Raw genomic sequence first — 25146 nt, 5'->3', positions numbered from 1 at the left:
GCCTAAAGTCTAAAGCCTAAAGCCTAAAGCCTAAAGCCTAAAGTCTAAAGTCTAAAGCTAGGAGGCGAGTCATGGTTTGCTAACCGATTGACAGCCTACTGACACTAGGCTGTCAGTAGGGGGGCGTTAAGCTCTTCTTGCTGACCGAGTGAGGGAGACGCTCAGGGTTGAGCGTCGCATTCGGCCGATTAAGGAGAGCAAGATGCAAGAGCAACAAGTGTTAAACCAGGCACCTTTACACCAGGCGCCTTTACAACAGGCACCTTTAGTCTGGGGCGAGATCGCCGTCGAGGATATGGCGCGGGCCAAGGCCTTCTATCAGACTCAGTTCGGGGTGCGTTTTCGCGATGAGCAGATGTTTGGCATGGAGATGGCCATACTAGAGACTGAGGCACCCCAGGCGGCCAGCATCGCCCTGGTAAAACATGATATGATGCGCCTAAGTGGAGCCGGAAGCATTCTCTATCTACACCTTAGCGATCACCTGGCCCCCCTGGTTGAAAGGTTGGAGCAAAATGATGTCGAAATCGCTTTGCCTGCCATGGCTATCAAGGAAGGGGAGTGCGGCTATAGCTGCGTCATCGTCGATAGCGAAGGCAATCGCGTCGGCCTCTGGGCACCGAGTCTGAAAGGCTAGTGGACTCATGTCCCAGCGCATTTAAAGTTCTGGCACGATAGGGTAAACGCAAGCGCCGCGGCGCTTGCAAGCTATGTAATTCAAGCTATTAAAGCAAGCTATGTAAAGGATATAACAGAAGGAATTGAGATGAAGACGATAAACCTCGCCCCCAAGTCACTGGTCGGCATGAGTGTTCGTACCAACAATCGAGCCGAGTCTGAAGCGGCGACGCAACAAATCGCTCCCCTGTGGCAGGCCTTCATGGGGCAGTATGGCGAGCAGATCTTCGGTAAGTTGCCTGTGTATGGGGTCTATTACGACTATGCCAGCGACATGGATGGCGACTATAGCCTGATGACGGCGGTCGAGGCGGGCACCATAGAGCATGACGACAAGTTAACGCCGCTCACCTTAGAGGGCGGTAACTACCTCTGTTTCAGCGCCACAGGAGAGATGCCCCTGGCGGTGATTTCACTCTGGCAGCAGATCTGGGCCTATTTTCAGCGCCCCGATTGCCCCTATCGTCGCCAGTATCTGACCGATTTTGAGTGTTACGCCGAGCCTGACAGCGTCGATATCTATATCGGCGTCCACGTCGAAGTTTAGATAGGTAGAGGTCTAGCCAACGTCTAGTTAAGCCTAGATTTAGCAAGGTCCAGTCATAATCACCACGGGCCGTCCAAGGGGCGGCCAATTCAGGTAAGTCATGCGCCGCGCCGATCGCCTATTTCAAATCGTACAAATTCTCAGACACAGACGCCTCACCACGGCCAAACAGCTGGCGGAGCGACTCGAGGTCTCTAGCCGTACCATCTACCGGGATATTCAGGATCTCTGCCTGTCGGGGATCCCCATCGAAGGGGAGGCCGGCGTTGGCTATCTGCTGCGCCAGGAGGTGAATGTACCGCCACTGATGTTTAACGAACAGGAGTTGGAGGCGATACAGGTGGGCATGCGTATGGTGCAGGCGCAGGGGGGGCACGAGCTGGCCAGCGCCGCCAAGCAGGCGATGATCAAGGTCGAAGCCGTGTTGCCCGAGCGACTCAAGGCCTATCAATCCTTGATGTTTGCCCCCGATTTTTACAGTGATGGGCAGCTGTTTTCCTTTCTCGACCTGCTGCGCAGGACGGCACGAGAGCGGGAATATATTCTGCTGAGCTATCAAGACGTGAAACGGAGTGCTAGCGAGCGCCAGGTTCGCCCCCTCGCGCTCTATTACTGGCAAGGGGTCTGGACACTACTTGCCTGGTGCGAGCTGCGCAGTGATTTTCGTAACTTTCGTGTCGATCGCATAGTGGGCGTCTTGCCCCTTGGCAGCCATTTTCAGCACACGCCGGGCCAGGAGATGCCAGATTATATCGCCATGATGCAGGCGCAGCATGGCGAGTGTTAGCTGTCTTACCATCGGTATCTTAAATTATTCCGGCAGCAGCGGGCGCATGAAGCTGCGCTCATAGCGGCGGATAAACTTGTGCTGCTTGGCGTACTCGAAGGCGGCGATACATTCTTTGTCATGCACTGAGGCCTCGCGGTATTGCTCGTAGCTGGCTAGTGACGGAAAGCTGAATAGCGCCAAGGCGACATCGTTGGCCCCCTCGCTGGGCAGGAAGTAGCCGTGATGTTGCCCGCCAAACTTGGCCACCAAAGGCAGCCAGAGTCTGGCATAGTGCTCAAACATATCCAGCTTATCCGGGTCGATGATGTATTTCACGTGACAGGTTACCGCCATCTTAATTTCTCCCTAATGTATGATGAAAAACAGCGCCATGCTCACTAGCACGGTCAGCAGTGTGTTGCGGGTAAAGTAGGCCAGTAACACGGCTACCAAGCCGCAGATCAGGTAGCTGTTATCGAATGTGATCGCCAGCTGCTGGTTGCGCACGAAGAGTATGGGAGCGGCGATGGCGGTTAGCACCGCAGGCGCGGAATATCCAAGAAACTGCAGGGTATTTTTACTCAGGCGCAGGGGCAGTTTCGGCTCGAGAAACAGGTAACGACTGAGGAATATCACCGCCGTCATGGCGATCATGGTAAGCCAGATCATTATGCCTGCCTCCAGGATTCACCGCTGAGTTTGGCATAGAGCTGGCCGCAAGCCATGCCGGTCAAGGAGGCGATAAGCAGTCCCGCCTGCAGCTCCATCAGGGCGCACACCACACTGGTCACCATGGTGACCAGAACACACACCAGGATTGAGGGGCGTTTCACCGCTGGCACCACAATGGCGATGAAGGTGGCGGCGATGGCGAAATCCAGCCCCAAGGCGTCCAGATTCTCTATCTTATGGCCCAGGGTTATCCCCATTGCCGTGGCCAGGTTCCACCCCAGATAGAAGCTAAAGCCGCCGCCGAAGGCGAACCAGGGATCCAAGCTGCGCTGTTTGCCCAGGTTGGCGATGGCAAACAGCTCATCGGTGAGCAGAAAGCCCAGGGTGAGTCGCCACTTAAGTGGCAGTGGGCTGATCTGCGGGCGCATCGCCATGCCATAGAGCAGGTGGCGCGAGGTGATCAGCAAGGTGGTGATTAATATGCTGGCAAGGCCAATCCCTGCCTTGATCATCCCAAGCGCCACAAGCTGCGCCGCACCGGCGAAGACCAGCGCCGACATGGCCTGACTTTGCAATGGCGTGAGCCCGGCGTCTATGGCAAAAGAACCGGCGAGTATGCCCCAGGGAACGACTGCCAGTGTCAGGGGCGAGATGGCCAGCGCTCCCTTGAGCGCCGCACGCATTGGTGATGCTTTGCCTATTCTTTCGTTAACTAGGCTTTCGTTACCTAGGCTTTCGTTTTTGCCCCTTGCGCGTTCGCGCATAGCGTTTTCGGTATTAGCGCTGTTTGCATCTGGGCTTTCGGTATCAGGGCTTTCGGCGGCCGAGTCAGGCAAAGGCTTTTTCGAGTCTGGTTGAGATTGGGGTGTCATCTTAGCTGGTTTTGATTGAGGGATTATTCGACCTTACTAGAAAAGGGCGCACCTTGCTTGTACATTGTTGCGCTGTTTTTTGTCCTGCCTTGCCTTACAGATTGAGCTATTAGCCTCTTGGCCTACTGGCTTCGACCTCTCTGGCATACTGGCCCGGGGTGACGCCCAGGGCACGTTTGAAGTGACGATTGAGGTGACTCTGATCATGAAAGCCACAGGCCAGCGCTACCTCCAGCAGCTTGCATCCCTGGCGGATCATCTGTTTAGCCAATCGAATTCGCCCCTGGATCTGGTAGGCGTGGGGGGGCAAACCATACTGGCGCTGGAACTGCTTGATCAGATAGAAGGGGCTGAGCCCCGCGAGCTTGGCCAGGGCATCGAGGGAGACATCGGCGGTGGGCATATCATCCAGAAATTGCTTTACCAGTGCCAGCTGAGCAGTTGGCCGCAGCGACTTATCGACCGGGCGGCTGGCGCCATGGCGGGACATCAGGCGTGCCAGGCTGGTGTAGATGAGGCTCTCACGCAGCAGGGCATTGTCTGAGGAGCTTAATGTGTCGAAGGTGAGGCGTAACAGCTCAGCCAGCGGCTTGTCGTGCACCACAGGCTCAGGAAAATAGGGCGCGTCGCCAGCCTTACCGCCTAGCTCATCGTGGACCCTGGCAAACTGCTGCGGCAGGGGATACATGGCGCGATAGGACCAGCCAAAGTCTGTGGCCGAACGGCCGTTATGCACCTCATCGGCATTCACCAATATGATGCTATGCTGAGGCGCCGTGTGATCGCCGCCGGTGCGATAGAAACGCTGGGCGCCGGTTTCGATAACGCCCACCGTATAGCCCTCGTGACTGTGGCGCGAGAAGTTTTGCTGGTGGTAACTGGCATCCAGTAGCTCTATGCCGCCCAGCTCCTTTGCCAGGCTGAAGTTGGCCTGCTCTTTTGTCTGCTGCTTTTCCCGGGCTATTGCTTGGGCCTTTGCCGATTTACGGCAGAGACTTTGGGGATCCGCAGCGGCATGCTTGGTTGTTGACTCAGTTGCTGGTGACTTCATGGGTGTTTGGGCAATCTCTTTATACTCGCGTCGAGAGGCCGATGCTCAGTGGTTAGTACTCAATAGTTCTGGTTTGTCACTCGTTTGTATCGGCTATTAGCCATCATAGCCTAAATGGGTTGACTGTTTTTGTACAAAATTGGCCTCTGTTTGAAATCGACTAAAGCGGATTATGGCGACTTGGGTGGTACACTCAGGAGAGAGGCGAGCGCTTTCCAAGCCCTGAGAACTGATAGCTGATAGCTGATAGCTTGGGAAGCGAGTCGAGAGCCGAGAACGTTGTGAGTCGAAAGTCGATAAAACGGCAAAAACGAGGAGTCAGCAAATTAACAATCAACCCTCTGACATTGAGGACAGCGCCCAGCAGGGGGATCGCTATCCTTTAGTGATCTTCGATGGCAGCTGTAACCTGTGCCACGGCGCGGTGCGCTTCATCGTCAGGCGCGACAGGCGTCAGCATTTTAAATTCGCCTCGATTCAGAGCGAGACGGCCCAGCGGCTGTTGGCCAATCGCGGTATAAACGTGGACCTTGAGGATCTCAGCAGCTTCTATCTGCTCGATGAGCAGGGCGTGTTGGCCCAGAGCGAGGCGGCGCTGGCGGTGGCAAGCAAGCTCGATGGCCTCTGGCCCCTGTTAAGGGTATTGAAAGTGCTGCCCAGGGGCCTGCGAGACTGGGGCTATCGCCAGATAGCCAATCGGCGTTATCGCCTCTTCGGCCGCAGAGTCTGCGCCCTGCCATCCGAGGTAGACAGGGGCAGATTTATTGAATGAATCAGGTCTGTTTTGGCTGACTAATGCTCAGAAACTAGTGCTCAGAAACTAGAGCCCAGAGACCAGAAAGCGCAAACCAGAAATCAAAGCGCAGAAACCAGAGCCTAAAGAGCAGAGATTAAAGCGCCAGCAATTTCGGCAGGAAGCGGTCGTCTAGCTTGGCGATGTCGCGCTGCTCATCCAATACCTGCTGTAAGATCTCATTGCTGGTCAATGGGTTGGCCAGTACCACGCGGAACACCACAGAGGTCTGCTCCAGGTTATTGGCCGGAATTATGCGGGTACGGGAGACGAAGGATTTTCCCTGCTCACGTTGGCGCTTCTGGATAAACTTTGTCAGGCCGTCAAGCAATGCATTAATCTCGCTCACCCGGGCCGCGTCACCGGCTGCGACCGCCTCATTGAGCAGCGCCTGCACCTTGGCTGGCACATAGCGGTAGGTCAGCAGGCAGAGCTCAGGCCTGGAAACCAGCTGAAAATCGTCCTGAGCGGCGATCAGCTCGCCGAAGTAACGCGCCTTCTCCAGGCTGTTGTTGATTAAGATCTCATAGCCGTCGCGGCCGATGATCTGTAAGCAGGCATGAACCAGCATGGCCATGCCGGGGCGCGAGCCCTCCAGCGTCTGGCTACCCAGATCTTTCGAGCCCTTACGCAGAATATATTCGGCGTGGTGTTTGATGGCGTTGGCAAATTCCGGGTCTTTAAACAGCACCATACCTGCGCCCATGGGCACGTACATCTGCTTGTGGGCATCGATCGTGACCGAGTCGGCGCGTTCTATGCCGGTTAACAGATGGCGATACTTGCTCGACAGCAGGCTGGCACCACCCCAGGCGGCATCCACATGGAAGTGGCAACCCAGCTGCTCGGCGAGATCCGCAAGTTCATCGAGCGGGTCGATATTACCTGTCTCCGTGGTGCCGGCCACGCCGACAATCGCCATCACCTTGATGTTCTGCTCGGCTAACTGCTCGGCCGCCTCGCGCATCTTGGCCACATCTACCTTGTTGTCGCTGGCGCAGGGCACGCTGATGATGTTGTCGCGGCCTATGCCTAACAGATCCGCGGCCTTGCCGAGAGAGTAGTGACCTCGAGTTGATACCAGAATGGCCAGATCGTCATAGCCGTAGTGGCGCAGTGCTCGCATCAGGCCAGATTGGGCCACGCCCTTGAAGTCGCCGTCCGGCTTTAACAGACGGTTACGGGCGATCCACAGCGCCGTGATATTGGCGACCGTGCCGCCGGAGCAGAAGGCGCCTAATGAGTGACTGGCGCTGTGCATCCAGCTCTGGTAGAACTCTTCTGTCTGGCCATAGACCATGTGGTGCATCATCCCCAGTACCTGGCGCTCCAGCGGCGTGAAGGCCTTGGAGGTCTCTATCTTCACCAGGTTCTGGTTGAGTCCCACCATCATCTTCGACAGCGGCAGCACGAAGTAGGGCAGGGCTGAGGTCATATGACCTATGAAGCTAGGAGCCGAGGTGTGCACGCTGTGGGCGATCAGGGTCTGCATCATCTGCTCGGCATAGTCGGAGACGAAGCTGGGGGCTGTGGGGATCTGGTAGGCCTGGAAATCTTTTTCTATTTCGGTCAGCGGCTTCTCGACCGCGACGATACTCTCTTTGAGGAAGCCCATCAGGTTTTCCGACAGGTTTTTCTCTATCTTACCCAGGGTCGAATTCGGTGCCTCGGGCAGAGTGAAAATACGCATCAAGGCCTCTTCAGAGGCGGTCGCTTGTCGTGTCTGTTTTGATGTCATCGAGGCGCGTCGCTTAACTTGTGTCTGTTTTGAAATAGAAAAAACAGGCGATCGAAAAAGGGAGCTAACTTTACTGTAAGCTTTATACCGCATCAAGGGGAAAAGTGAAATGGCTGGCGGGCGACAGCTTATTAGAGACCGTTCTTGAGCTTATTATACGTACTGATAGTAAAAAGCCCTGAGCCAAGGTGGCGCCAGGGCATTTAGGTTAAATCAGAGTGGCGGCTAACGCCCCAGACGATAGAGGCGGGCGATATTGACTGCGCAGCTATAGAGGTTATGACGGGCGCCGGCCAGCACCTCTTCCAGCGGTAAGGCCCTTGGGGTCACGGAAAACAGGGCGTCTATACCGTGGTCCAGCAGCACATTGGCATCCTCGCTGACGCAGCCGGCGATGGCGATAACCGGGATCCCCTGTTTATTGGCCTCGCGGGTGACGCCCATGGGGGTCTTACCATGCAGGGTCTGGCTGTCGAGGCGGCCTTCGCCCGTGATGACAAGATCCGCGCCCTTGAGATGTTCGCTCAGCCTGACCGTTTCCATGACGATATCTATGCCGGGTCTTAACTTGGCGCCTAGATAAGCGAGCATGGCAAAGCCCATACCGCCCGCGGCGCCCGCCCCCGGCATGTCGCGGCACTCCTTGAGGCCAGCCGCATGGGTGATATCGGCGAAGTGGCTAAGGGCCTTGTCTAATCTGGCGACCATGATCTCATCGGCGCCTTTTTGCGGCCCGAAGATGGCCGAGGCGCCCTTGTCGCCGCACAGTGGATTATCTACGTCGCAGGCGACCTCAATTGCTACCTGGGCAAGCCGTGGATGCAGCTCGCCGATATCGACACTGGCGAGGTGCTCAAGCGCCGCGCCGCCGGGCCTTAGGGGCTTGCCGTCATTGTCCAGCAGGTGCGCGCCCAGGGCTTGTAGCATGCCGGCGCCGCCGTCGTTGGTGGCGCTGCCACCAAGGCCGAGGATCAGATGGGTCACGCCACTGTTGAGGGCATGACAGATAAGCTCGCCTGTGCCATAGCTGGTGGTGACTAAAGGGTCGCGCAAGAGGGTCGGCACATGGTGCAGCCCAGAGGCCGAGGCCATCTCGATCACCGCGGTGCGCTGCCCGGGCGCCTCCTGGCCGAGCAAGCCATAGTGGGCATCCACCTGACTGCCCAGGGGGCCGGTGACTTTAAGTTCGACTAATTTGCCGCCGGTGGCATCCACCATAGATTGCACCGTGCCTTCGCCGCCGTCGGCGACCGGCAATTTGATATATTCGGCGTCGGGAAGCACCTCACAAAACCCCCGGGCTATCTCGGTGGCGACTTCCATGGCGCTCAAACTTTCTTTATATGAATCGGGCGCGATGACTATTTTCATGCAGGCTTCCTGTGTGAAGAGAGAAGGACATTTCTGAAATAAACGAGTTGGGTTGTCCGGCGCCCAGGCCTAGGCCAATGGCGCCGGCTTGCTTAGCTTAGAGTAGGACGAGACTCAGCAGGTAGACAAGGATCATGGCGGTGACACCCTGGATAAGGGTCGCCATGGTTTGCGCCTTGTAGGCCTGCTTCACGCTCATGCGGCTAAACTGAGTCACCACCCAGAAGAAGCTGTCGTTGGCGTGGGAGACTGTCATGGCGCCAGCACCTATGGCCATTACTGTCAGCACCCGGCCCATGTCGCTGGCAAGGCCGATATCGCCAAGCATAGGGGCTACCAGGGCCGAGGTGGCCACCAGGGCTACGGTCGATGAGCCTTGGGCCGATTTCAGCGCCGCGGCGACGATAAACGGCATGAAGATGCCTATGCCTAGGGCGGAGAGTGAGCTGCCGAGGAAGTTACCTATCTCGGTGGCCTTGAGCACGGCGCCGAAGGCTCCGCCCGCCCCCGTGATCAACAGGATAGGAGCTGCCACCACTAAGCCGTGGCTGATGCGATCGCTAAACTCTTTGATCTTATCCTGACTCTTGAGCAGGCTCAGTGATAGGAACAGGCCTATCATCAGGGCGTTTACCGGTTGACCCAGGAAGGCCAGGGTATCGAACAGGGCGCCATCACCCAGTGGTTGTGAGGGGAACTTGGCAATTGAGCCCAGGCAGATCAGCAAGATTGGCACGAAGATAGGGGCAAACGCCTTGACCGGACTAGGTAGCTCGCCGTAGGCGGCCTTGAGCTGCTCGAAATCTTCCACATTGCTCTTTAGCTCCTCGGCGCCTTCACCGTCGGGCTCGACATGAGCGAAGCGGTTGGCCCATAACATGCCTGCCAGGGCGGCGACGGCGGCGACGAAGATGCCCACGCCTATGACCAGACCCAGGTTTGACTCCAGCCCCAGGTTACCGGCGGCGGCAATCGGGCCGGGCGTTGGCGGCACGAAGGTGTGGGTAGCGTACAGGCCGGTAGCCAGGGCGACGCTCATGGAGACGCTTGATACCTTCATGCGGTTGGCCATCGACTGCTTGAGCGAGTTGAGGATCACGAAGCCCGAGTCACAAAATACCGGGATGGAGACCAGGTAACCTATGATCGACATTGTCAGGGTCGGGAAGCGTTTTCCGAGTACCTTAATCACCACGTCGGCCATGGTGATGGCCGCACCGCTCTTCTCCAATATGGTACCTATGATAGTACCCAGCACGATAACCAGGCCGATATAGCCCAGGATACCGCCGAAGCCGGAGGTGATGGTTTTTGCCACATCGGCGCTGGGTAGCCCGTAGGCAAAGGCGGCGATGAAAGAGGCGAGAATGAGGGTTAGGAAGGGGTGAAGCTTAAATTTGGATGTCGCGATAACGATGAAGGCTATCACGGCGATCAAGATCAGTACTAGGCTCATAGGGTGTCCCTGTATTGGGTTATATTTGTTGGCTATAGTTGTTGGTTTGATCTAGCGATGACCCGTTAACTCGCTCCAAGCGCGGGAGCAAAGGGTTTTCAGGCTGGCACTATTATCCGGAGAATCGGACAATCTGGCTTCGTGCCAGCTTCCTAATATTTAACTTATGTGCAACCGATATTTGTGCTTTTGCCCAAATATCGGTTGGGGGAGAGGAATAAAGTCGGTCTAGATCACAAAATGACCGACAGGGCGTGTTCGATTAGGCGGTTAATTTAGCGTCGTTGGCCGATTGCCAGCTGGCCTCGCCGCGACAGGCGCTGCCGAAGGCCTGGAACAGCTTGATTGAATCCGGATTGTCATTGGCCTGCCACTCGGGGTGCCACTGGACGCCTAGGATAAACTGACCATATTCCGGGCCGTGGATCGCCTCGATCAGGCCATCTTCGCCATAGGCCAAGGCCTCTAGCCCCTTACCCAGGGTACAGATCCCCTGGCCGTGGAGAGAGTTGACCATGGTCTTATCGCCAATCAGCTTGGCCAGCCAACTGCCGGGCACCATCTTGATGGCGTGTCTTGGGCCATATTGCACATGGTTTGGGGTCTGTGGATCTTCACGGTGATCATCGAAACCTGGCTCACTATAGACCTTCTGATACAGGGTGCCACCCAGTGCGATATTGAGCTCCTGCATGCCGCGGCAGATCCCTAAGATAGGCAACTTGCGCTTGAGGGCGCCGGCTATGATGGCCAGATCGACGGTGTCGCGATTTACATCTTGGCTTTTTTCCGGGGTGAGGTTTTCCTGACCATAGAGGCTGGGGTCGATATTGGAGCCCGCGCCCGAAAGATAGACGCCATCGACCATATCCAGGTAGCGGTCTACATCCTCTGTGCCGAAACAGGTGGGCATCAGCAGCGGGATGGCCCCGGCGATCTCCACAATCGGCTGCATATATTTGTGGGTCATCACCTGGTAGGGATGCTGGTTCCTGTCTTGCTGACCCATGGTCATCAAGATGATTGGTTTGGATTTCTTAGCACTTGTAGTCTGTGTTATTGGCATAGATCACCCGTTTGGTCGATTTGTATGTCACCCGATCCGTGACGTCTGTGTAGCCTGGTGAGGCCGCTACAGGCCTTAGCTATCGCCTTTCTTAAGGATAGCAAAATGTGAATAAGCACATTTGTTGACCACCAGTCTGCCCATTAGTGTTCATTATGTCAAACGTGGTGGGTGTAATTAATTACATTTTGGTGCTGGTAGGAGGAGAGGCGAAATCCCTGATTTCATTCTCTGGTCGTGTTTGTTTGAGTTGATCTTGTTTGCTTGCTTCGGGGAATTTTAAATGTTTGCGTCTACCTGGATTGTTCTTTGGAGGGGGATTTAAGATCAATACCAACGACCTTGATAGACATGTTCATTACTCCTGCTCTGACTGTACTTAAAGATTGGTATAGCGACGGGCTTTGTTTCCTAAATCGTGAGTAGGGTTGGATCTTTGCTCATACCTCAAGACTTAATCTCTAGTCACAATAAATTTCGTTAAATCGAAGAGGCGTTGGAGCTATTGTGTAAGCACGATTTTGGCCCTCGGCGACAGGACGTCGCCGTGGAGCGTATAGGGATATATCCACAGCGTGCCAAAATAGTGTTTGCACGATCCCCGCCGGACAGGCGTTAGGTGGCTATTAAGGTGAGACCTTCAAATACTTTTCAAAGAAGATTTATAGTAGATGCAACAAATGGAAAAAAATACCCGCCGGACAGGCGTTAGTTTGCCATGAAGGTAGCGGCCTTCAAGGACCTTTCAAAGAACCATGTCGTTAGAAACTACAACAAATAACTCTGGTAGACGCCACCATCATAATCCCCAGTCGGCTGATCATAGCCTGACAACAAACCGATTTAGATCAAAACAAGCTCGCGAAATACCCCTTAAGATTGGCGTTAAATATTACCCTATAGCTGATGTTCCCGCTCCCAGTCATGACAGAAGGCGATAAAGGTTTTCAGCAGTGGGCTGAGATACTTCTCCTTGTGGACCAGTAACCAGAAGCGGCGCTTCATGTTTAGCGGCAGGCTGAGCACCTTTACTCGTCCATCGCGGATCGCCGGTTCGGCGGACAGGCGTGACAGGCAGGCGAGGCCAAGGCCGGCCGAGACCGAGTTGATCAGGGCCTCAGTGTTGTTGAGCTGAAAGGCTTCATGCCATTGCTCTAGCCTCGGGGCGACGACCCGCAGGAAAAATTCCCGGGAGCCTGAGCCAGCCTCTCGCAGGATCCAGTGACTGGCCTCGAGATGATGCAAGGGGATGTCGGCATCTGCTTGCAGGGGATGATCTGGCGGGCAGATCACGCACATCTCATCTGAGCTGAAGGGGGTTGCATCGAGTTCTGGGTGCTGGATCTTACCCTCGATCAGCGCAATATCCAGCTCGTAGGCGATCAGCATGTCGCAGATCTGCGTCGAGTTAGAGATAAACAGGCTCTGCAACTCGTGCTGGGTATGGCGGCGAAAGTCACTCAGCAGATAGGGGGCCACCTGATTGCCTAGGGTATCGCTGGCACCGATACGCAGCTGACCCGAGAGTGACTGTTCATCGTTAAACAGCTGCTCGATATCGTCGGCTCTGTGTAGGAGCTCATCGGCCAGAGGCTGCAACTTGTGTCCCTCCTGATTGAGGATGAGACGGTTGTTCACTCGGTCAAACAGGTGGTGGCCGATCTGCTTTTCCAGCTCCGACAGCGCCATACTCACCGCCGCCTTGGAGAGAAACAGGCTGTCGGCCGCGGCCGTTAGGGTCTTGTGTTGGGTGAGGGTGCTAAAGACCTTGAGTTGCTTGAGCGAGATGTGGCTGGCCATAGATGATGTGTGTTTAGTAATTCTGAACGTTGGTTATAAATAATTAGATATAACGAAACGAAAGGCAAGCGTATTATCGCTTCACAGCAAGAAACTTGATTGAGATTGTGATGATTCATAAAACGAAAAAGGCAGTAATGGGCGTTCCTACACCTATGGCGGGCTTGGCGCTAGGTATTGCAAGCTTAGGTTGGTGTTGGGAAAACTTCACTGAGCTTAATGGCTATGGCCAGTGGGCCGGCGCCGCGATCGCTAGTGTGTTGTTAGTCGTCTTGAGCGTTAAATTTTTCTTTCATAACCATCTTCTAAGGCAAGATCTCGCCCACCCGGTCGTCGGCAGCGTGGTGCCTACCTTCGCGATGGCGACTATGGTCGTGTCTAACTCATTGGGGCAATTCTATCCAGGCGTTGGCGATGCCCTGTGGCTGGCGGCTGTAGTGCTGCATATCGTCTTCCTGGTGAGCTTTATCTATCACAGGGCGAAGGATTTTGAGCTGCACCACATGGTGCCCAGCTGGTTTGTGCCTCCTGTGGGCATAGTGGTTGCGGATGTGTCCTTCTCCGGCAATCCTGTGCTTGCGACTATTGCCCAGGGCACTCTGGTCTTCGGCATGTTGGCCTATGCCGTGATGCTGCCCATGATGATCTATCGCCTCATGTTCACCCATGAGGTGCCCGATGCGGCCAAGCCTACATTGGCGATTCTGGCGGCGCCGGCCAGCCTGTCTCTGGCAGGCTATCTAACGGTGACAGCGACGCCATCGCCGGTGATCATCGCCCTGTTATTTGGTATCGCCGTGTTGATGACGGCCATCATCTACTTGGCTTTTTATAAGCTCCTCAGGCTGCCCTTTAGCCCCGGCTATGCGGCGTTTACCTTCCCCATGGTGATAGGCAGCACGGCGCTGTTTAAGATGGCCAACTGGATGGTAGTAGAGGGGATAGAAGCCGAGTATGTGCAGCAGGTGCGAGACCTCGCGGCGCTGGAGTTGGTGGTGGCGACAATTGTGGTGGTCTATGTTGCGCTGCGTTACATCAACAGCCTCCTGATACAGCCGCGCCTAGTGTCACGGACGGTTTAGTGTCACGGACAGCCAAGTTTTACGAATAGCCTAGTATCGCGTCCTGTCTATAGGGCAATGGCGATATGCATTATTGGCAAGGATGCCTTGGTTTCAGCTCTCAATTGCCTTTCGTTAACCTGTATAGCAAGAATACAAACCTGGCTGCCTTTCTCCTCATGGCGCAAATTATTACGTCAGTCCCATGACTTCACCGGCGTGAGCGCGTAAAATCCCCGCTTTCAGTAAGGGCCCTAATGCCAAATGGGCCCACTTATCGCCTATTTACTCAAGATGTCAGACGCCATGTACTGTGCCCAGCAATGTTTTACCCCCTTTAGTGCCTCAATTGAGGGCATAGCGCTGCCTGAGCGGTTTACCTTTCCCTTCTATTATGAGCCCCACAGGCTGTGTGAGCTAGCGGCCAGCGAGCTGCAAGCGCATTTAGAGCAGCAACAGAGCTGGCAACATAACTTCGGCCTAACGGGGCAGCGCGAAGGGGCCATAGGTAAGATGTTTGGCGTGCTGGTGGTGCAAAAGGTTGATGGCGAGCTTGGCTATCTCAAGGCGTTTTCCGGCAAGTTAGCCGAGCAGAATCTGCTGCCGGGCTTCGTGCCGCCGGTATTTGACATGCTGACTCAGGACAGCTTCTTTCATGGCGAGCAGCTGGCCATCAATCAGTTAACTGCTGAGCTTGAATCGCTGCAGCAGGCGCCAGAACTTGCATCGCTTAGTGATGAGCTAAACACATTAAACGCTGGTAAAGCCGCAGCGGTGGCCGAGCTGCGGGCGGAAATCATCGAGAACCGTAAGGCGCGGAAGGCCAGACGTGTGGCCGGTGAGCGGCTAGATGCCCAGGCATTCGAGGCGTTGCAGCAACAACTTGGCCGCGAGAGCGTGGCCGAGAAGCACAGACTCAGACAGTTAAATGAGCAGTGGGATAGCCAGATCGCCGAGCGCGAGCATCGCCTTAGCGCACTGCAAGATGAGATTGAGGCGCTTAAGCAGCAGCGGGCTAGTCAGTCCAATGCGCTGCAGCGCAAGCTGTTCGCCCAGTATCGCTTCTTGAATCAGGCGGGGGAGGTCAAAGATCTTAACACCCTATTTAGCCTGTCGCCAAAAGGATTACCTCCTGCGGGTGCGGGAGAATGCGCCGCGCCTAAGCTGCTGCAGTTTGCCTTCGCCAACGGCCTCAAGCCCATCGCCATGGCGGAGTTCTGGTGGGGGGCATCGCCCAAGTCGGAGGTGAAGCAGCACAAGCAGTTCTATGGCGCCTGTCATGGCAAGTGTGAGCCGATTTTGGCCCATATGCTGAGCGGCATAGTGCTGGATGACAACCCACTGCTGAACAATCCCGCCGAGGGCAAAGATCTCTCCATTATCTATCAGGATGAGGCGATCGCCGTGGTCCATAAGCCGGCGGAGTTTCTCTCTGTGCCGGGCAAGCACGTAACCGACAGCGTCTATAGCCGCATGCGTCAGGCCTTTCCCAAGGCGACAGGTCCGCTGATTGTTCACCGCCTCGATATGTCCACCTCAGGGCTTATGGTGATCGCCCTGAGCAGCGAGGCCAATACCGCATTGGTGCAGCAGTTTATCGGCCGCACAGTGGAGAAGCGTTATCTTGCCAGGGTAGCGGGTGAGGTGCAGGGGGAAGAGGGCGAGATCAAGCTGCCGCTGCGGGTAGATCTCGACGACAGGCCGCGTCAGCTGGTGTGTTTCGAGCACGGAAAACATGCCCATACCTATTGGCAGGTAAAATCCAGAGCCGAGGGGACGACCTTGCTGTCACTGTTTCCTAAGACGGGACGTACCCATCAGCTCAGGGTGCACTGTGCACACCAGGATGGCCTGGGCATGCCCATCATAGGCGATGATCTCTACGGGGCTAAGGCCAACCGCCTGCATCTGCACGCCCAGTATCTGGCCTTTAACCATCCCATCAGCGGCGAGCGAATCAGCTTAAGCTGTGATCCAGATTTCTAGGCCTGTTTGCCACTGTCATCACTTAACCTTGGTCCTGACCGCGGCTTAGTAACACCTGACCCAGGTAGAGCTGTAGCAGGCCGTCGAGTTTTTGAATATCCACCTTAGTGATCTGGGCTATTTTATCCAGGCGATACCTCAGGGTGTTGCGGTGGATAAACAGCGCCTTGGCGCAGGCCTGCTGGTCGCCGAAATGGCCCAGATAGCTGGCCAGTGTCTTGCGCAGCAGAGCGTTTTTGTCCCTGTCGATGAGGCGCTGAAACGGCCTCAGCAGCTGCTCGCCGCGCCAGTCATGTTTAAGCCCAGAGAGCATCACCAGCAGGGCATGATCTTCATACAGGTACTTACTCTGTTCTGGGTGTAGCTGCTGGCCAAAATTAAGGGTTTCCAGCGCCGTCTGATAGGAGCGGTTGATATCCATGGTGGCGGGAAAGTAGTGGCCCAGGGAAATCTTCAATCTGGCGTTTAGCTCGCTGGGCAGACGCTTGAGCAGACGGTCGATACGCAGGCTCTCGGCCTCGGCGCTCCAGGCCTTGCCGTCGAGGAAGGCGGGTTTGAGGATCACCAGCTCAGTCATAGAGGTCATGGCGATCAGGTTGCCGCGGGACGGCGTCTCTAACAGGTGCAGCACCGTCTTGAGCTGGGAGTTGGCCAGCTCGTCGCCGGCGTCGTCGCTGATACGCAGCACGGCTGCGACCCTTGGCATCTCGAGATCGATATCCAGACGCTGGGCCCAGATCTTCAGGTGATTGAGGTCCCGCCCCTCGGGTTTTATCAGCTGCAGAATAAACTCCTCCTGCTGACGGGCGCGCCACTGGGCCACATCGAGCGAGTTGGCCTGCTCGACGATCATCTCGGCGGTCATCTTCAATAGCTCACCGAATGCCTTGAGGTGTTCGGGTTCTCCCGTGATGCCGATGACGCCGATGATCTCCCCCTGATAGTGCAGCGGCAGGTTGATGCCGGGCTTGACCCCCTGCAGGCTGGCGGCACTGGCGCTGTTTAGCTCGACGGTGCGGTTCTGACTGATGGCCAGCAGGGCACCCTCGTGGGTGGAGCCGATGCGGTGGGGCTCGCCCGAGCCTAGGATCACCCCTTGGCTGTTCATCACATTGATGTTGTGTCCTATGATCGCCATGGTGCGATCCACTATCTGCTGGGCGAGTTGATTATCGAGAAAGTACAAGGCGCTGCGTCATCTTGGAGGTGGTGTGTTGAGCTTACGGTAAAAGCCTGACGGGAAAAAGCCTGGGAGGCTGTTTTTGCGAGATGGCAATCAACGATGGAGCATAAAAAACCCGCGACGGGCGCGGGTTTTTAGCTAGCTATAAATGCACGGTAATTACAGCTTGTAGCTCATGCTCAGCATGATCAGGTGAGCGTTGTAGTCATGGCTGTTGTAACCAAAGCCGACAACGTTCCAGATCCCGTCTGGCGCTATGCTGTTACCTGGGTCATTGTCCTTGTACTTCTCCATCTTGTAGTCAAGACGCAGTGCCATATTGTCTGTGGCCTGGTATTGACCGTAGACATTGACGTTATGGACCTTGGCAGAGTAATCACCATAGTCGCCGCTGAGACCCTGTTTCACCTGGGTGTTGCTGCTCGAATCTGAGTAGGTGTAGTCCACGCCCAGGCGTAGTTTCTTCTCTAACAGATTGTTGTAGCTGAACCCGGCGCCGATCACATCGACCTGATCTTCCACCAGACCAAACCAGTTAGGCGTGCTGTAGTTGCTGCTGCCTGCCTGCTCTGAGTCTATGTTTTGACGATTGTAGAAGGCATTCACCATCATGTCGTCGTTGATCAGGTAGCTGGCGTTGATGTCGTAGCTGACATCTTTCGACTCGGTCAGACCGATTTGGGTGTCGTTGTAGTCGTCCAGGGCATAACGGCCACCGAAGTCTATGGTCAGGGCATCGATTGGCGTGTGGCTGATGCGGGCTTCAACCATGGTGCGCTGACGATCCGCTAGATTGTACTTGCGCAGCAGGCTGTTAGACTCGCTCGAGGTCCACTCAGAGGCCTGATATTCAGAGCCATCACGCTCGCCATAGCTGCCCTTGATCCACATATCCCAGTTGTCGAACGCGCTGAGGTGGAACTTGGTCCATAGCGTGTTCTCATCTGTGGTTTCGCGGTCCTGGTAGCTACGCTCGTCACGGCGGAAATCATAACCCGCTTCCAGCTTCATGCCACGGCTTAGACGGAAATCGGCGCCCAACTTAGCCCTTTGTGTCGTGAAGTCATAAGGAGTGTTGTAAGCCACCTTGCCTGTGGTGGAGTTGATGCTGATCTGGGTCCACTCTTCCACATTGGTCTTGTTATCGCGGTCGCTATAGTCATAGCTGGCGTTAACACGAACCGTGCGGTTGATGCGAGACACCACCTTGAGGTTAGCGCCCTTCATGTCGACCTTGGCATCCAGCGCATCCACAGGTGTCTGGTAACCATAACCTGAGGTAACCAGCGCCTGATCCTGGCTCATCTGACCGTAATGCACGCGGCCGCTCATGATGGTGCTGCCCGCCGTGTATTGGCCCATTAGCGAGACTGTGTGCGCCTCGTTGTCTGGGTCTAAGGCCATGGTGCCCTGAGTCTGGGCGCCGAAGGTCGGATTAAAGGCGTTGTCGAAGGTGAGCTGGCTGTATTGGTTCTTAAAGCTCGAGCCTGAGTAGGCCAGGGCGGTAAACCAGTTGTCGCCTTTAAGCTTGATACCCGCCTCAACTGTGTCTGTGGTGTAGTCCACAGGCTCTGCCAGCATCATAGACTGATTGAAGAAGCTGCCCGATGCCTGCTTGAGGCCGGTCTTGTCTTCACGCTGGTAGTTGACGTAGGTGCTCCACAGCTCTTCACCCTGATACTCGAAGCCGATGCCGGCGCGCTTGCGCTTGAGTGACAGCTCCAGTGGGTTGAGGCTGCTGTATAGCTCGCTCATATCCTGGCTCGAACCCGCCGTCTGCCAGTTGTCTGGCAGGGTCAGGTGGTCGCCGCCTACGCCTTGATAAGGGCTCATTGCCTTATCAGTCTTGTAGGTGGCTATCTGACGGTAGTTGAGGCTTAGCTTGTGCTGACCTACCTTGCCAGACTCGAGATCCAGGCGGCCGTTTTCCATGCCGAGGTTTTGCGCCTCTATGCTGGCACGGTAGCCAGATTCGCTGATGTAGCTCACATCGGCGTCGACCTTGCCGACAAATTCATTTTCGGCGGCAAAGGCGTTGGCCGAGCGGATGTCGTCGCTGTCGTTGTAACCGACGCCGGCACCGATAGTGCCAGTGACGCCTGTCTCAATCTTACAGCGCTTACAGTCCCAGTTATCGAACTTCACCTTTTCTGTGTTGGCGTTTTGAATGCCATAGCCGTCGGCCAGCGCCATGCCGGGAATGGCGATACCGGCATTAGCGATAAGGGCGAGGGTGACTACATTGAGTTTGAATTTCATCTTCTCGTCTCCTTAGCGCTGGAACAGTTTGCCAGATGGATGGTTAGAACCATGGATCTGGTTGTGACAGTTCAGACAGCTGCGACCACCGGTAAAGGCATTGCCACCCACGGTAGAACCTTGGTCAGTGTTGCCCATGTAAGCATTGCTGGCATGGCCATCGCTAGCGTGGCACTGCTGGCAAAGTTGCGGGGCGCGGGTCTTCAACATGCCCTCGTTAACACTGCCGTGCGGGTTGTGACAGGTAACGCAGTTTTCAGTTACGGGCGCATGTTCCCATAGCTTTGGGCCGCGTTTTTCTGCGTGGCACGAATAGCAGGTTTCGTTAACGCTGGGCTTGACCAGGTCCGAGTCCGACAGGGTACCGTGTGGATTGTGGCAATCGCTACAGACCATCTGCGCCCACTTCATCGGGTGAGAAGAGCGCTTGTTCATGTCGGCTTTTTGCTTGGTGTGACAGCTGGTACAGACTTCCATCTCTGTGTTCTTAGAGAGCACAGGATCTTTATCTGTGTGCACCGAGTGACAAGAGGCACAGGCAACATCGGCGTTGTCATGGTGACCGCCGTTCCAGGCCATGCGCTTGTCATCTTTGTGACAGCTCATACAGACACTGTTTTGCTTCTCGGCAGATAGGGTAGAGTCGGGACCGAAGGCGATCATCGGCTCGTTACCGCCGCGGTTATGCTTACCCATAGGGCCGTGGCAGGCTTCACATTGCAGGCCGGCCATCGGGCTCTTGCTCGAGTCGGCAGCGCCGTGTACGCCCTTGAACAGGTCCATGACCTTTTCAGACTTGCCGTGACACATGAGACAAGAGTCGGCGCCCTTAGGCGAGTACTGGCCTTCGGCGAACTTCTTGTCCAGGGTGGCTTCCACCTCGTCCGGGGTCATCTTGGCATCCCACTTGGACGCTACCGCGCCCTGGCTTATGCCAAGGGTAAGTAGCGCTGCCGCCATCACCGCCGGAAACAGGCTTTTGAATTGATTTGTGATTTTCATAATAGGCATCCTAATTTGCACAAATGAGTCGTGAAAAGTGGGGGAGGTGACTCCCCCGGTTTTCAATTTGAGATGCGCAAATTACATCTTCACCGCTGTGTGATCTTCGATAACAGGTGCGTGGCAGAAGAAACAGGTTTCTAGCTGCGCCGCATCGTTAGCGACATCTTTAGCACCATTGATGATGGCACCTTGGCTTTCGGCGTGGGCCTTGACGCTATCGCTGGTGTGACAAGAAGTACAAGTCGCGGCGATAGGCGTGCTGTATTGGCCAGCAGCAGTTGCCAGGGCACCTTTAGCCTTGAAGGCGTCCAGGTTGAAGTCGTTGTGACACTGGGCACAATCTTTGATGATGCCTTGCTCGCCGTGTACCACGTGCAGCTTCATCTCCAGGGCACCCTTGTTCGCGCCGCCAGCGTATGTGCCGTCAGGTGTGTGACAGGCCACACAGGCATCGACACCTATGATAGGCATGTCGTTGGCGTCTTTCGCGTGAGAGAGCTGCTCAGACAGGACGAAACCTGCATGGTGGCTACCCTTGTGCACTTCAAACTCTGTGGTGTGACAAGAGGCACAGGCGGTGAAGTTCACTGAATCGACGTGACGCATGCTTGGCGCCTTGTCTGCTAGTGCGGCGAAGGCCTGGTCGGCTTTCATGCCGGTGTACTTGTCGGTGTCGCTACCGTCGAAGGCAGGATCGTCACAGGTCACGAACTCACCCTTGTCTGAGCACATCGCCCAGCCAACGAAGGTAAAGGCGGTCTCGCTGTCGATACCGTTGGCACCTAGCTTAAGATCTTTGCTAGTGGTGTAAACCAGTTTGCCATCTTCGACTAGCGCCTTGGCATCGACCACGCCATTCTTCACGGCGTTGATAGAGTCTTTACCGCCATAACCTAGGGTCACATTGTTAGGACCTACGTTAGTCACGATCTCAAAGCGCTGTACCATAGGCAGAATGGTGTTGATATCAACGGCGGCGCCGCTGGCATCGACTACTTGAACACTGATAGTGGCAGCAGTGCCTTCGGTGTTGATGGTTGACTCAACATTCAGGCCGTATTGGTCGATAAGGGCTTTCTTGTCGTTGCCTGCTTGGGTGTGCAGCTCGGCAGTCCAGCTCGCGTTATGACAGGCAACACAGTTGCTGTTGTCATTTTGCTGAGAGTGGCCTTTACCCGCCTTAAAGTCGATGTTGACGTGACAGCTAGTACAGGTTTCCATGGTTGGAATACGTGACCAGTTGCCCCACTCTGTGAGCTCGTCAGATTGAACGTGACAGGCTTGGCAGTTGTCCTGGACAATGTGGTGCGCAGTTTCGGCGCTCTGGTCCATGTTGCGGCCATACATCTTAGCGTCGTTGTGGACGTTGTGGATCAGATGGTTAAAGGCAACTTGTGGCTTACCTTTCTCATCAGCCATCTCTTGGGTGTGACAAGAGACACAGGTCTCTACGCTGGTGTAGCTGTGGTAGATCTTCTGTCCTTCGGCGTGACAGCTGTTACAGCTGGCGGTTGAGACCACATTCTTGGTGTAGAGTGGCTCATAACCTTCGCCAGAGAAGTCTTCGGCGATCTCGGTTTGCGGCACCAAGGTGACGCCGTCGAGCAGTGTCGAGGCCTTGGCGACGATATTGTATCTTTGGGTCAGCTCTGGGTTGTAGCCTTCCACGTCGATGGTGAAGCTGTAGTTACCATTCTTGTGGTCGGTGAAGGCTTTTTGTGAGCCGATATATTGCCATTCGGCGGCATTACCTGCACCGGTCGCGCCTTGTGGCAGTAGCTGAACCACTTTTTTCACTTCAAGATCTTTCAGACCGATAACAGGAAGATCTTCCTGGTTGGTCGCAAAGACTGTGATTGTGGGTGTGCCGTTGTCGTATTCAACCTTGGTGACATCAAGGTGAAGTACTTCAATGGCATCGGCTGCTGGGCCGCCTGGGTTGCCCGGATTACCATCACTACCGTCGCTGCCACCACAACCGGTAAGAGCCATGGAGACGGCACCTGCTGCGAGTAGCAGCTTAAATTTATTATTTTGTACGTTCATCATTTTTTCCCTGCATAGGTTTGGCATCGTCTTAAGTGCATGGCCATTGATTGCGCCAGTTCTCAGTTATAAGTTGTGCGACCTAAGTCAATGCTGGAAATAGAAATCCCCAAGGAAATGCTAACGTAACAAGCGGCTAAAATCTGCCTGACTGAGTCTAATGTGTGACCGAGATCTTTCTATTTCTAAAGGGGTAGCTCGGCGGGCGAAGAATGGGGCGGATTGGGAGAAAAAATGTTGCAAAATGAAACAGTTTTGCGATTTTTGTTCTTATTTTAGCGTTCACTGTTCTACAGTAAAAACAAAGGGAGGCGAGTGCCTCCCTTCGAGGTAGATGTCGACCCACTAACCTTGAGAGTTAGTGGGTCAAACCTACTAGTGACCGTGCAGTTCCATCACCTTTTCAGGAGTGTGACAGGTCTTACAGGTTTCTGCTGCGCGAGTACGTACGTCATCGGCATCAACACCGTCTAAGATACCGCCGTTGGTCTCGATGTGAGACTTGGCTGCATCGCTCAGGTATTTCTGGTGACAGCTCATACAAGCACCTGCATCGGAAGATACCCAGATGTCTTCACCTGTTAGCAGGTTGCCATAGCGCCATGTACGCTCAGGAGCGCGGCCCAGTTCGATACCGCCGTCTGTGTGACAGGTCATACAGTCGGTTTTCACAACAGTGCTAGAACCTACGCCAGCATACTTGAGGAAGTGACCCTCAGCTTCGTGTGCCTTGTAGGCGTAGCTGGTTGGTTTCTTCGCATTTGGATACTGCTCGCTGGCGTTAGCCTTAGTGGTCTTGTCAGAAGTGTGGCAAGTCTGACAGTTGTAACCATTGTTGTAGTGATGGTTTTCCTGGTTGTGGCAGCCCTGACACTTGCTAGGGTCAATGATGTCACGACGCTCAGCAGGTGTTGCGCTGTCGTCGATGGCGCCATCTTTCCAGACGAAGTGCATCGCTTCTTGTTTAGCTTCTACCTTACGTACGCCTTCGGTCGCACAGGCGGTAGGCTTAATCTCGGCAACGCCATAGCCACCGTTGTTGAAGCAGACTTTCAGCGCTGACCAGAGCTCGAAGGTCTTGCCGTTGGCATCGGCAGGTAGATCAAACTTAGTACCGGTTAGGGTGTAAGTCTTAGTCTCGGCGTTGTAAACCCCTTCTTCTAGGGCGATACGACGATTGCTATAAGAGGCATCGCTGTAGGCAGGGAAGTCTTTGTCGATATCCCAGGCCACAACCACACGTGATTTTGGATCTAATAGCTCGCCATCCAGGGCGGCGCCATCGGCACCCAGTACCTGTACGTCGAAGACGAACTTACCATTAGCATCAACACCTATGTTGCTGAACTTAACGCTCATCGCCTCGGCATCTTGGTACGCTTTCAATACGTCGCCATGACGCTTGAAGGCGCTACCTGTGCCGCCGTATGGTTCGGTGCTGTTGTGACAGGCCATACAGTCTGTGCTGCTGTGGTGAGAAGATGGTTTCTCGCTGTGACAGGCGATACAGGCTGTGTTGCTCAGGTCTGCCTTGTAAAGGTCGGCATTTGCCGGTGCATTGCTGCCCTCGACGTGACAGGCGCTACAATCGGCCGCTGGTTTTTGTGGGAACATCACCTTGCCGTAGTCATGTACGCCGCCGCCATAGCCGATCACCTTGTAAGGTGCTGGCACCTGGTTGCCGTCGGCATCATAGGTGTGACGTTCTTCACCACGGTGAATGGCGTGGATCATGTAAGTGAAGTCGACGCTGTTGCCGGTTTCTGGATCGCCTGAGGTGGCGGTGTGGCAAGAGGCACAGTTTTCGATGTTAATACGACGGCCACCGTGCAGCGCCAGACTCTCTGGCTGGTGACAGGTGTAACAGGTCTCGATAGAAACCACGTTGCGGGTTTGAATACCTTCGGTCGCACCACTAGAAGGTTGGAAATCATAGTTGGCGTTAGCCGTAACGCTAGGTTGTTCCAGCTCGAGCGTAATACGCTGAGTCGCATCGGCGTCATAGGTCACAGTGACAGGTGAGGTGACGTTGGCGATGTTGGTCTGGAAGGTATAGGTGTAGCTACCGTCTTCGTTGTCGACTAGGCAGTCGTCGCACTTGGCGGCCTGCTCTACGTTGGCTTGGAACTGGTTAGACGGATTGATGTCGGTATCGCCCTCTGGTACCCAGTCTGGGTTAGGCGCCTTCTCGCTGTTGATGTAGGCCTGCCATTGGAAGCCGCGATCGGCGGTTTCGCCATCGGCTTTGGTTTCAACCACATGGGTCAGCTGCGCGACACCAAATCTCAGGTCGTGGTCTTTGGTGAGCCCAAGTACGGCAACGCCATTTGCATCTTGAAGCTTGAAGTCGACCGTGACTTTACCTGCGTCGATTGTCGCGTTGGTAAAGGTTGCCTGAAGGGTAGGTGTAGTGTCGATATTGACACCAATGACGCCGTCCTTACCATCTTCGCCATCTTTACCGTCGCTGCCGCAACCGGATAAGGCGAGAGAGAGAAGTCCGGCACCTAATACAGCTTTTGTCGCTGCATTAACATTGAACTTTTTCATCATGATTATTCCCTGCAATAGTTTTAATCATCACTAATTGATTGTTCTTCAATAAAAACAAGCACTGAAATTGAGAACAGTATTTGTTTTGTCTACTGAAAACACCCGCTTAGTGTGTGGAATTAATTTCCACCTCTAAGGCTATCGAAATGGCAACTTTTTAGCAGGTGTTTCAGTCTGCTTATGTGATTGAGATCTGACTATTTCTTTAGAGGTAGGTAAAAAAATGCATTTTTGGTGAAA

General features: G+C 54.9%; 20 protein-coding genes. 6 read left to right on the top strand and 14 right to left on the bottom strand.

Annotation, left to right across the window (positions count from 1 at the left end; genetic code table 11):
• Positions 1-202: 202 nt before the first annotated feature.
• The 3 genes from K0I31_RS13260 to K0I31_RS13250 all read left to right on the top strand — a co-directional run bounded on the left by K0I31_RS13260 (position 203) and on the right by K0I31_RS13250 (position 2012).
• Entirely contained in the window at positions 203-637 is a 435-nt protein-coding gene (locus K0I31_RS13260; RefSeq protein ID WP_220078687.1) for a VOC family protein, read from the top strand.
• 129 nt (positions 638-766) lie between these two features.
• Entirely contained in the window at positions 767-1225 is a 459-nt protein-coding gene (locus K0I31_RS13255) for a GyrI-like domain-containing protein (protein ID WP_220078686.1), read from the top strand.
• 100 nt (positions 1226-1325) lie between these two features.
• Complete coding sequence (locus tag K0I31_RS13250; RefSeq protein WP_220078685.1) at positions 1326-2012, top strand: helix-turn-helix transcriptional regulator; 687 nt, start codon at positions 1326-1328, stop codon at positions 2010-2012.
• A gap of 24 nt (positions 2013-2036) precedes the next feature.
• Here K0I31_RS13250 and K0I31_RS13245 read toward each other — a convergent pair whose 3' ends face one another.
• From K0I31_RS13245 to K0I31_RS13230, 4 genes are all read right to left on the bottom strand, one after another.
• Positions 2037-2348, bottom strand: coding sequence for an NIPSNAP family protein (locus K0I31_RS13245; protein ID WP_220071844.1), 312 nt, complete (start codon positions 2346-2348; stop codon positions 2037-2039).
• Between the two features lie 12 nt (positions 2349-2360).
• A complete protein-coding gene (locus K0I31_RS13240) occupies positions 2361-2663 on the bottom strand; it encodes an AzlD domain-containing protein (protein WP_220078684.1) in 303 nt (100 codons plus the stop codon).
• The gene (locus K0I31_RS13235) at positions 2663-3349 is read right to left on the bottom strand and encodes an AzlC family ABC transporter permease (protein WP_220080851.1); all 687 of its coding nucleotides are present in this window, start codon (positions 3347-3349) and stop codon (positions 2663-2665) included. The genes K0I31_RS13240 and K0I31_RS13235 overlap by 1 nt, the downstream gene beginning before the upstream one ends.
• A gap of 298 nt (positions 3350-3647) precedes the next feature.
• Entirely contained in the window at positions 3648-4589 is a 942-nt protein-coding gene (locus tag K0I31_RS13230) for a helix-turn-helix transcriptional regulator (RefSeq protein ID WP_258406496.1), read from the bottom strand.
• Between the two features lie 385 nt (positions 4590-4974).
• Between K0I31_RS13230 and K0I31_RS13225 the strand changes: the two genes are divergently transcribed.
• Entirely contained in the window at positions 4975-5361 is a 387-nt protein-coding gene (locus tag K0I31_RS13225) for a thiol-disulfide oxidoreductase DCC family protein (RefSeq protein WP_220078683.1), read from the top strand.
• 118 nt (positions 5362-5479) lie between these two features.
• On the opposite strand, the gene panP is transcribed toward K0I31_RS13225, so the two are convergent.
• From panP to K0I31_RS13200, 5 genes are all read right to left on the bottom strand, one after another.
• Complete coding sequence (panP, locus tag K0I31_RS13220) at positions 5480-7120, bottom strand: pyridoxal-dependent aspartate 1-decarboxylase PanP (protein WP_220042874.1); 1641 nt, start codon at positions 7118-7120, stop codon at positions 5480-5482.
• 225 nt (positions 7121-7345) lie between these two features.
• A complete protein-coding gene (locus tag K0I31_RS13215) occupies positions 7346-8491 on the bottom strand; it encodes a glycerate kinase (RefSeq protein ID WP_220078682.1) in 1146 nt (381 codons plus the stop codon).
• 97 nt (positions 8492-8588) lie between these two features.
• On the bottom strand, positions 8589-9947 hold the full coding sequence (locus K0I31_RS13210; RefSeq protein ID WP_220078681.1) for a GntP family permease: 1359 nt from the start codon (positions 9945-9947) through the stop codon (positions 8589-8591).
• Between the two features lie 262 nt (positions 9948-10209).
• A complete protein-coding gene (locus tag K0I31_RS13205; protein ID WP_220078680.1) occupies positions 10210-11013 on the bottom strand; it encodes a gamma-glutamyl-gamma-aminobutyrate hydrolase family protein in 804 nt (267 codons plus the stop codon).
• An 897-nt stretch (positions 11014-11910) separates the two neighbouring features.
• Complete coding sequence (locus K0I31_RS13200; protein ID WP_220078679.1) at positions 11911-12813, bottom strand: LysR family transcriptional regulator; 903 nt, start codon at positions 12811-12813, stop codon at positions 11911-11913.
• Positions 12814-12923: 110 nt separating this feature from the next.
• Here K0I31_RS13200 and K0I31_RS13195 point away from each other — a divergent pair, with 110 nt between their 5' ends.
• A complete protein-coding gene (locus tag K0I31_RS13195) occupies positions 12924-13895 on the top strand; it encodes a TDT family transporter (RefSeq protein WP_220078678.1) in 972 nt (323 codons plus the stop codon).
• Positions 13896-14180: 285 nt separating this feature from the next.
• Positions 14181-15860, top strand: a complete 1680-nt coding sequence (locus K0I31_RS13190; RefSeq protein ID WP_220080849.1) for a pseudouridine synthase — start codon at positions 14181-14183, stop codon at positions 15858-15860.
• A gap of 22 nt (positions 15861-15882) precedes the next feature.
• On the opposite strand, the gene K0I31_RS13185 is transcribed toward K0I31_RS13190, so the two are convergent.
• The 5 genes from K0I31_RS13185 to K0I31_RS13165 all read right to left on the bottom strand — a co-directional run bounded on the left by K0I31_RS13185 (position 15883) and on the right by K0I31_RS13165 (position 24906).
• On the bottom strand, positions 15883-17046 hold the full coding sequence (locus tag K0I31_RS13185; protein ID WP_011866325.1) for a sugar diacid recognition domain-containing protein: 1164 nt from the start codon (positions 17044-17046) through the stop codon (positions 15883-15885).
• Between the two features lie 156 nt (positions 17047-17202).
• Positions 17203-19302, bottom strand: a complete 2100-nt coding sequence (locus tag K0I31_RS13180; RefSeq protein WP_220078677.1) for an MtrB/PioB family decaheme-associated outer membrane protein — start codon at positions 19300-19302, stop codon at positions 17203-17205.
• Between the two features lie 12 nt (positions 19303-19314).
• Complete coding sequence (locus K0I31_RS13175; protein ID WP_220078676.1) at positions 19315-20304, bottom strand: DmsE family decaheme c-type cytochrome; 990 nt, start codon at positions 20302-20304, stop codon at positions 19315-19317.
• An 81-nt stretch (positions 20305-20385) separates the two neighbouring features.
• Positions 20386-22356, bottom strand: coding sequence for an OmcA/MtrC family decaheme c-type cytochrome (locus K0I31_RS13170; RefSeq protein ID WP_220078675.1), 1971 nt, complete (start codon positions 22354-22356; stop codon positions 20386-20388).
• A 372-nt stretch (positions 22357-22728) separates the two neighbouring features.
• Positions 22729-24906: an OmcA/MtrC family decaheme c-type cytochrome gene (locus K0I31_RS13165; protein WP_220078674.1), complete on the bottom strand. Its 2178-nt coding sequence runs from the start codon at positions 24904-24906 to the stop codon at positions 22729-22731.
• Positions 24907-25146: the final 240 nt, after the last annotated feature.

Origin of the sequence: Shewanella spartinae (assembly GCF_019457555.1) — a bacterium.
Lineage (GTDB): Bacteria > Pseudomonadota > Gammaproteobacteria > Enterobacterales > Shewanellaceae > Shewanella > Shewanella loihica.
This window is presented reverse-complemented; position numbering and strand designations above follow the sequence as displayed.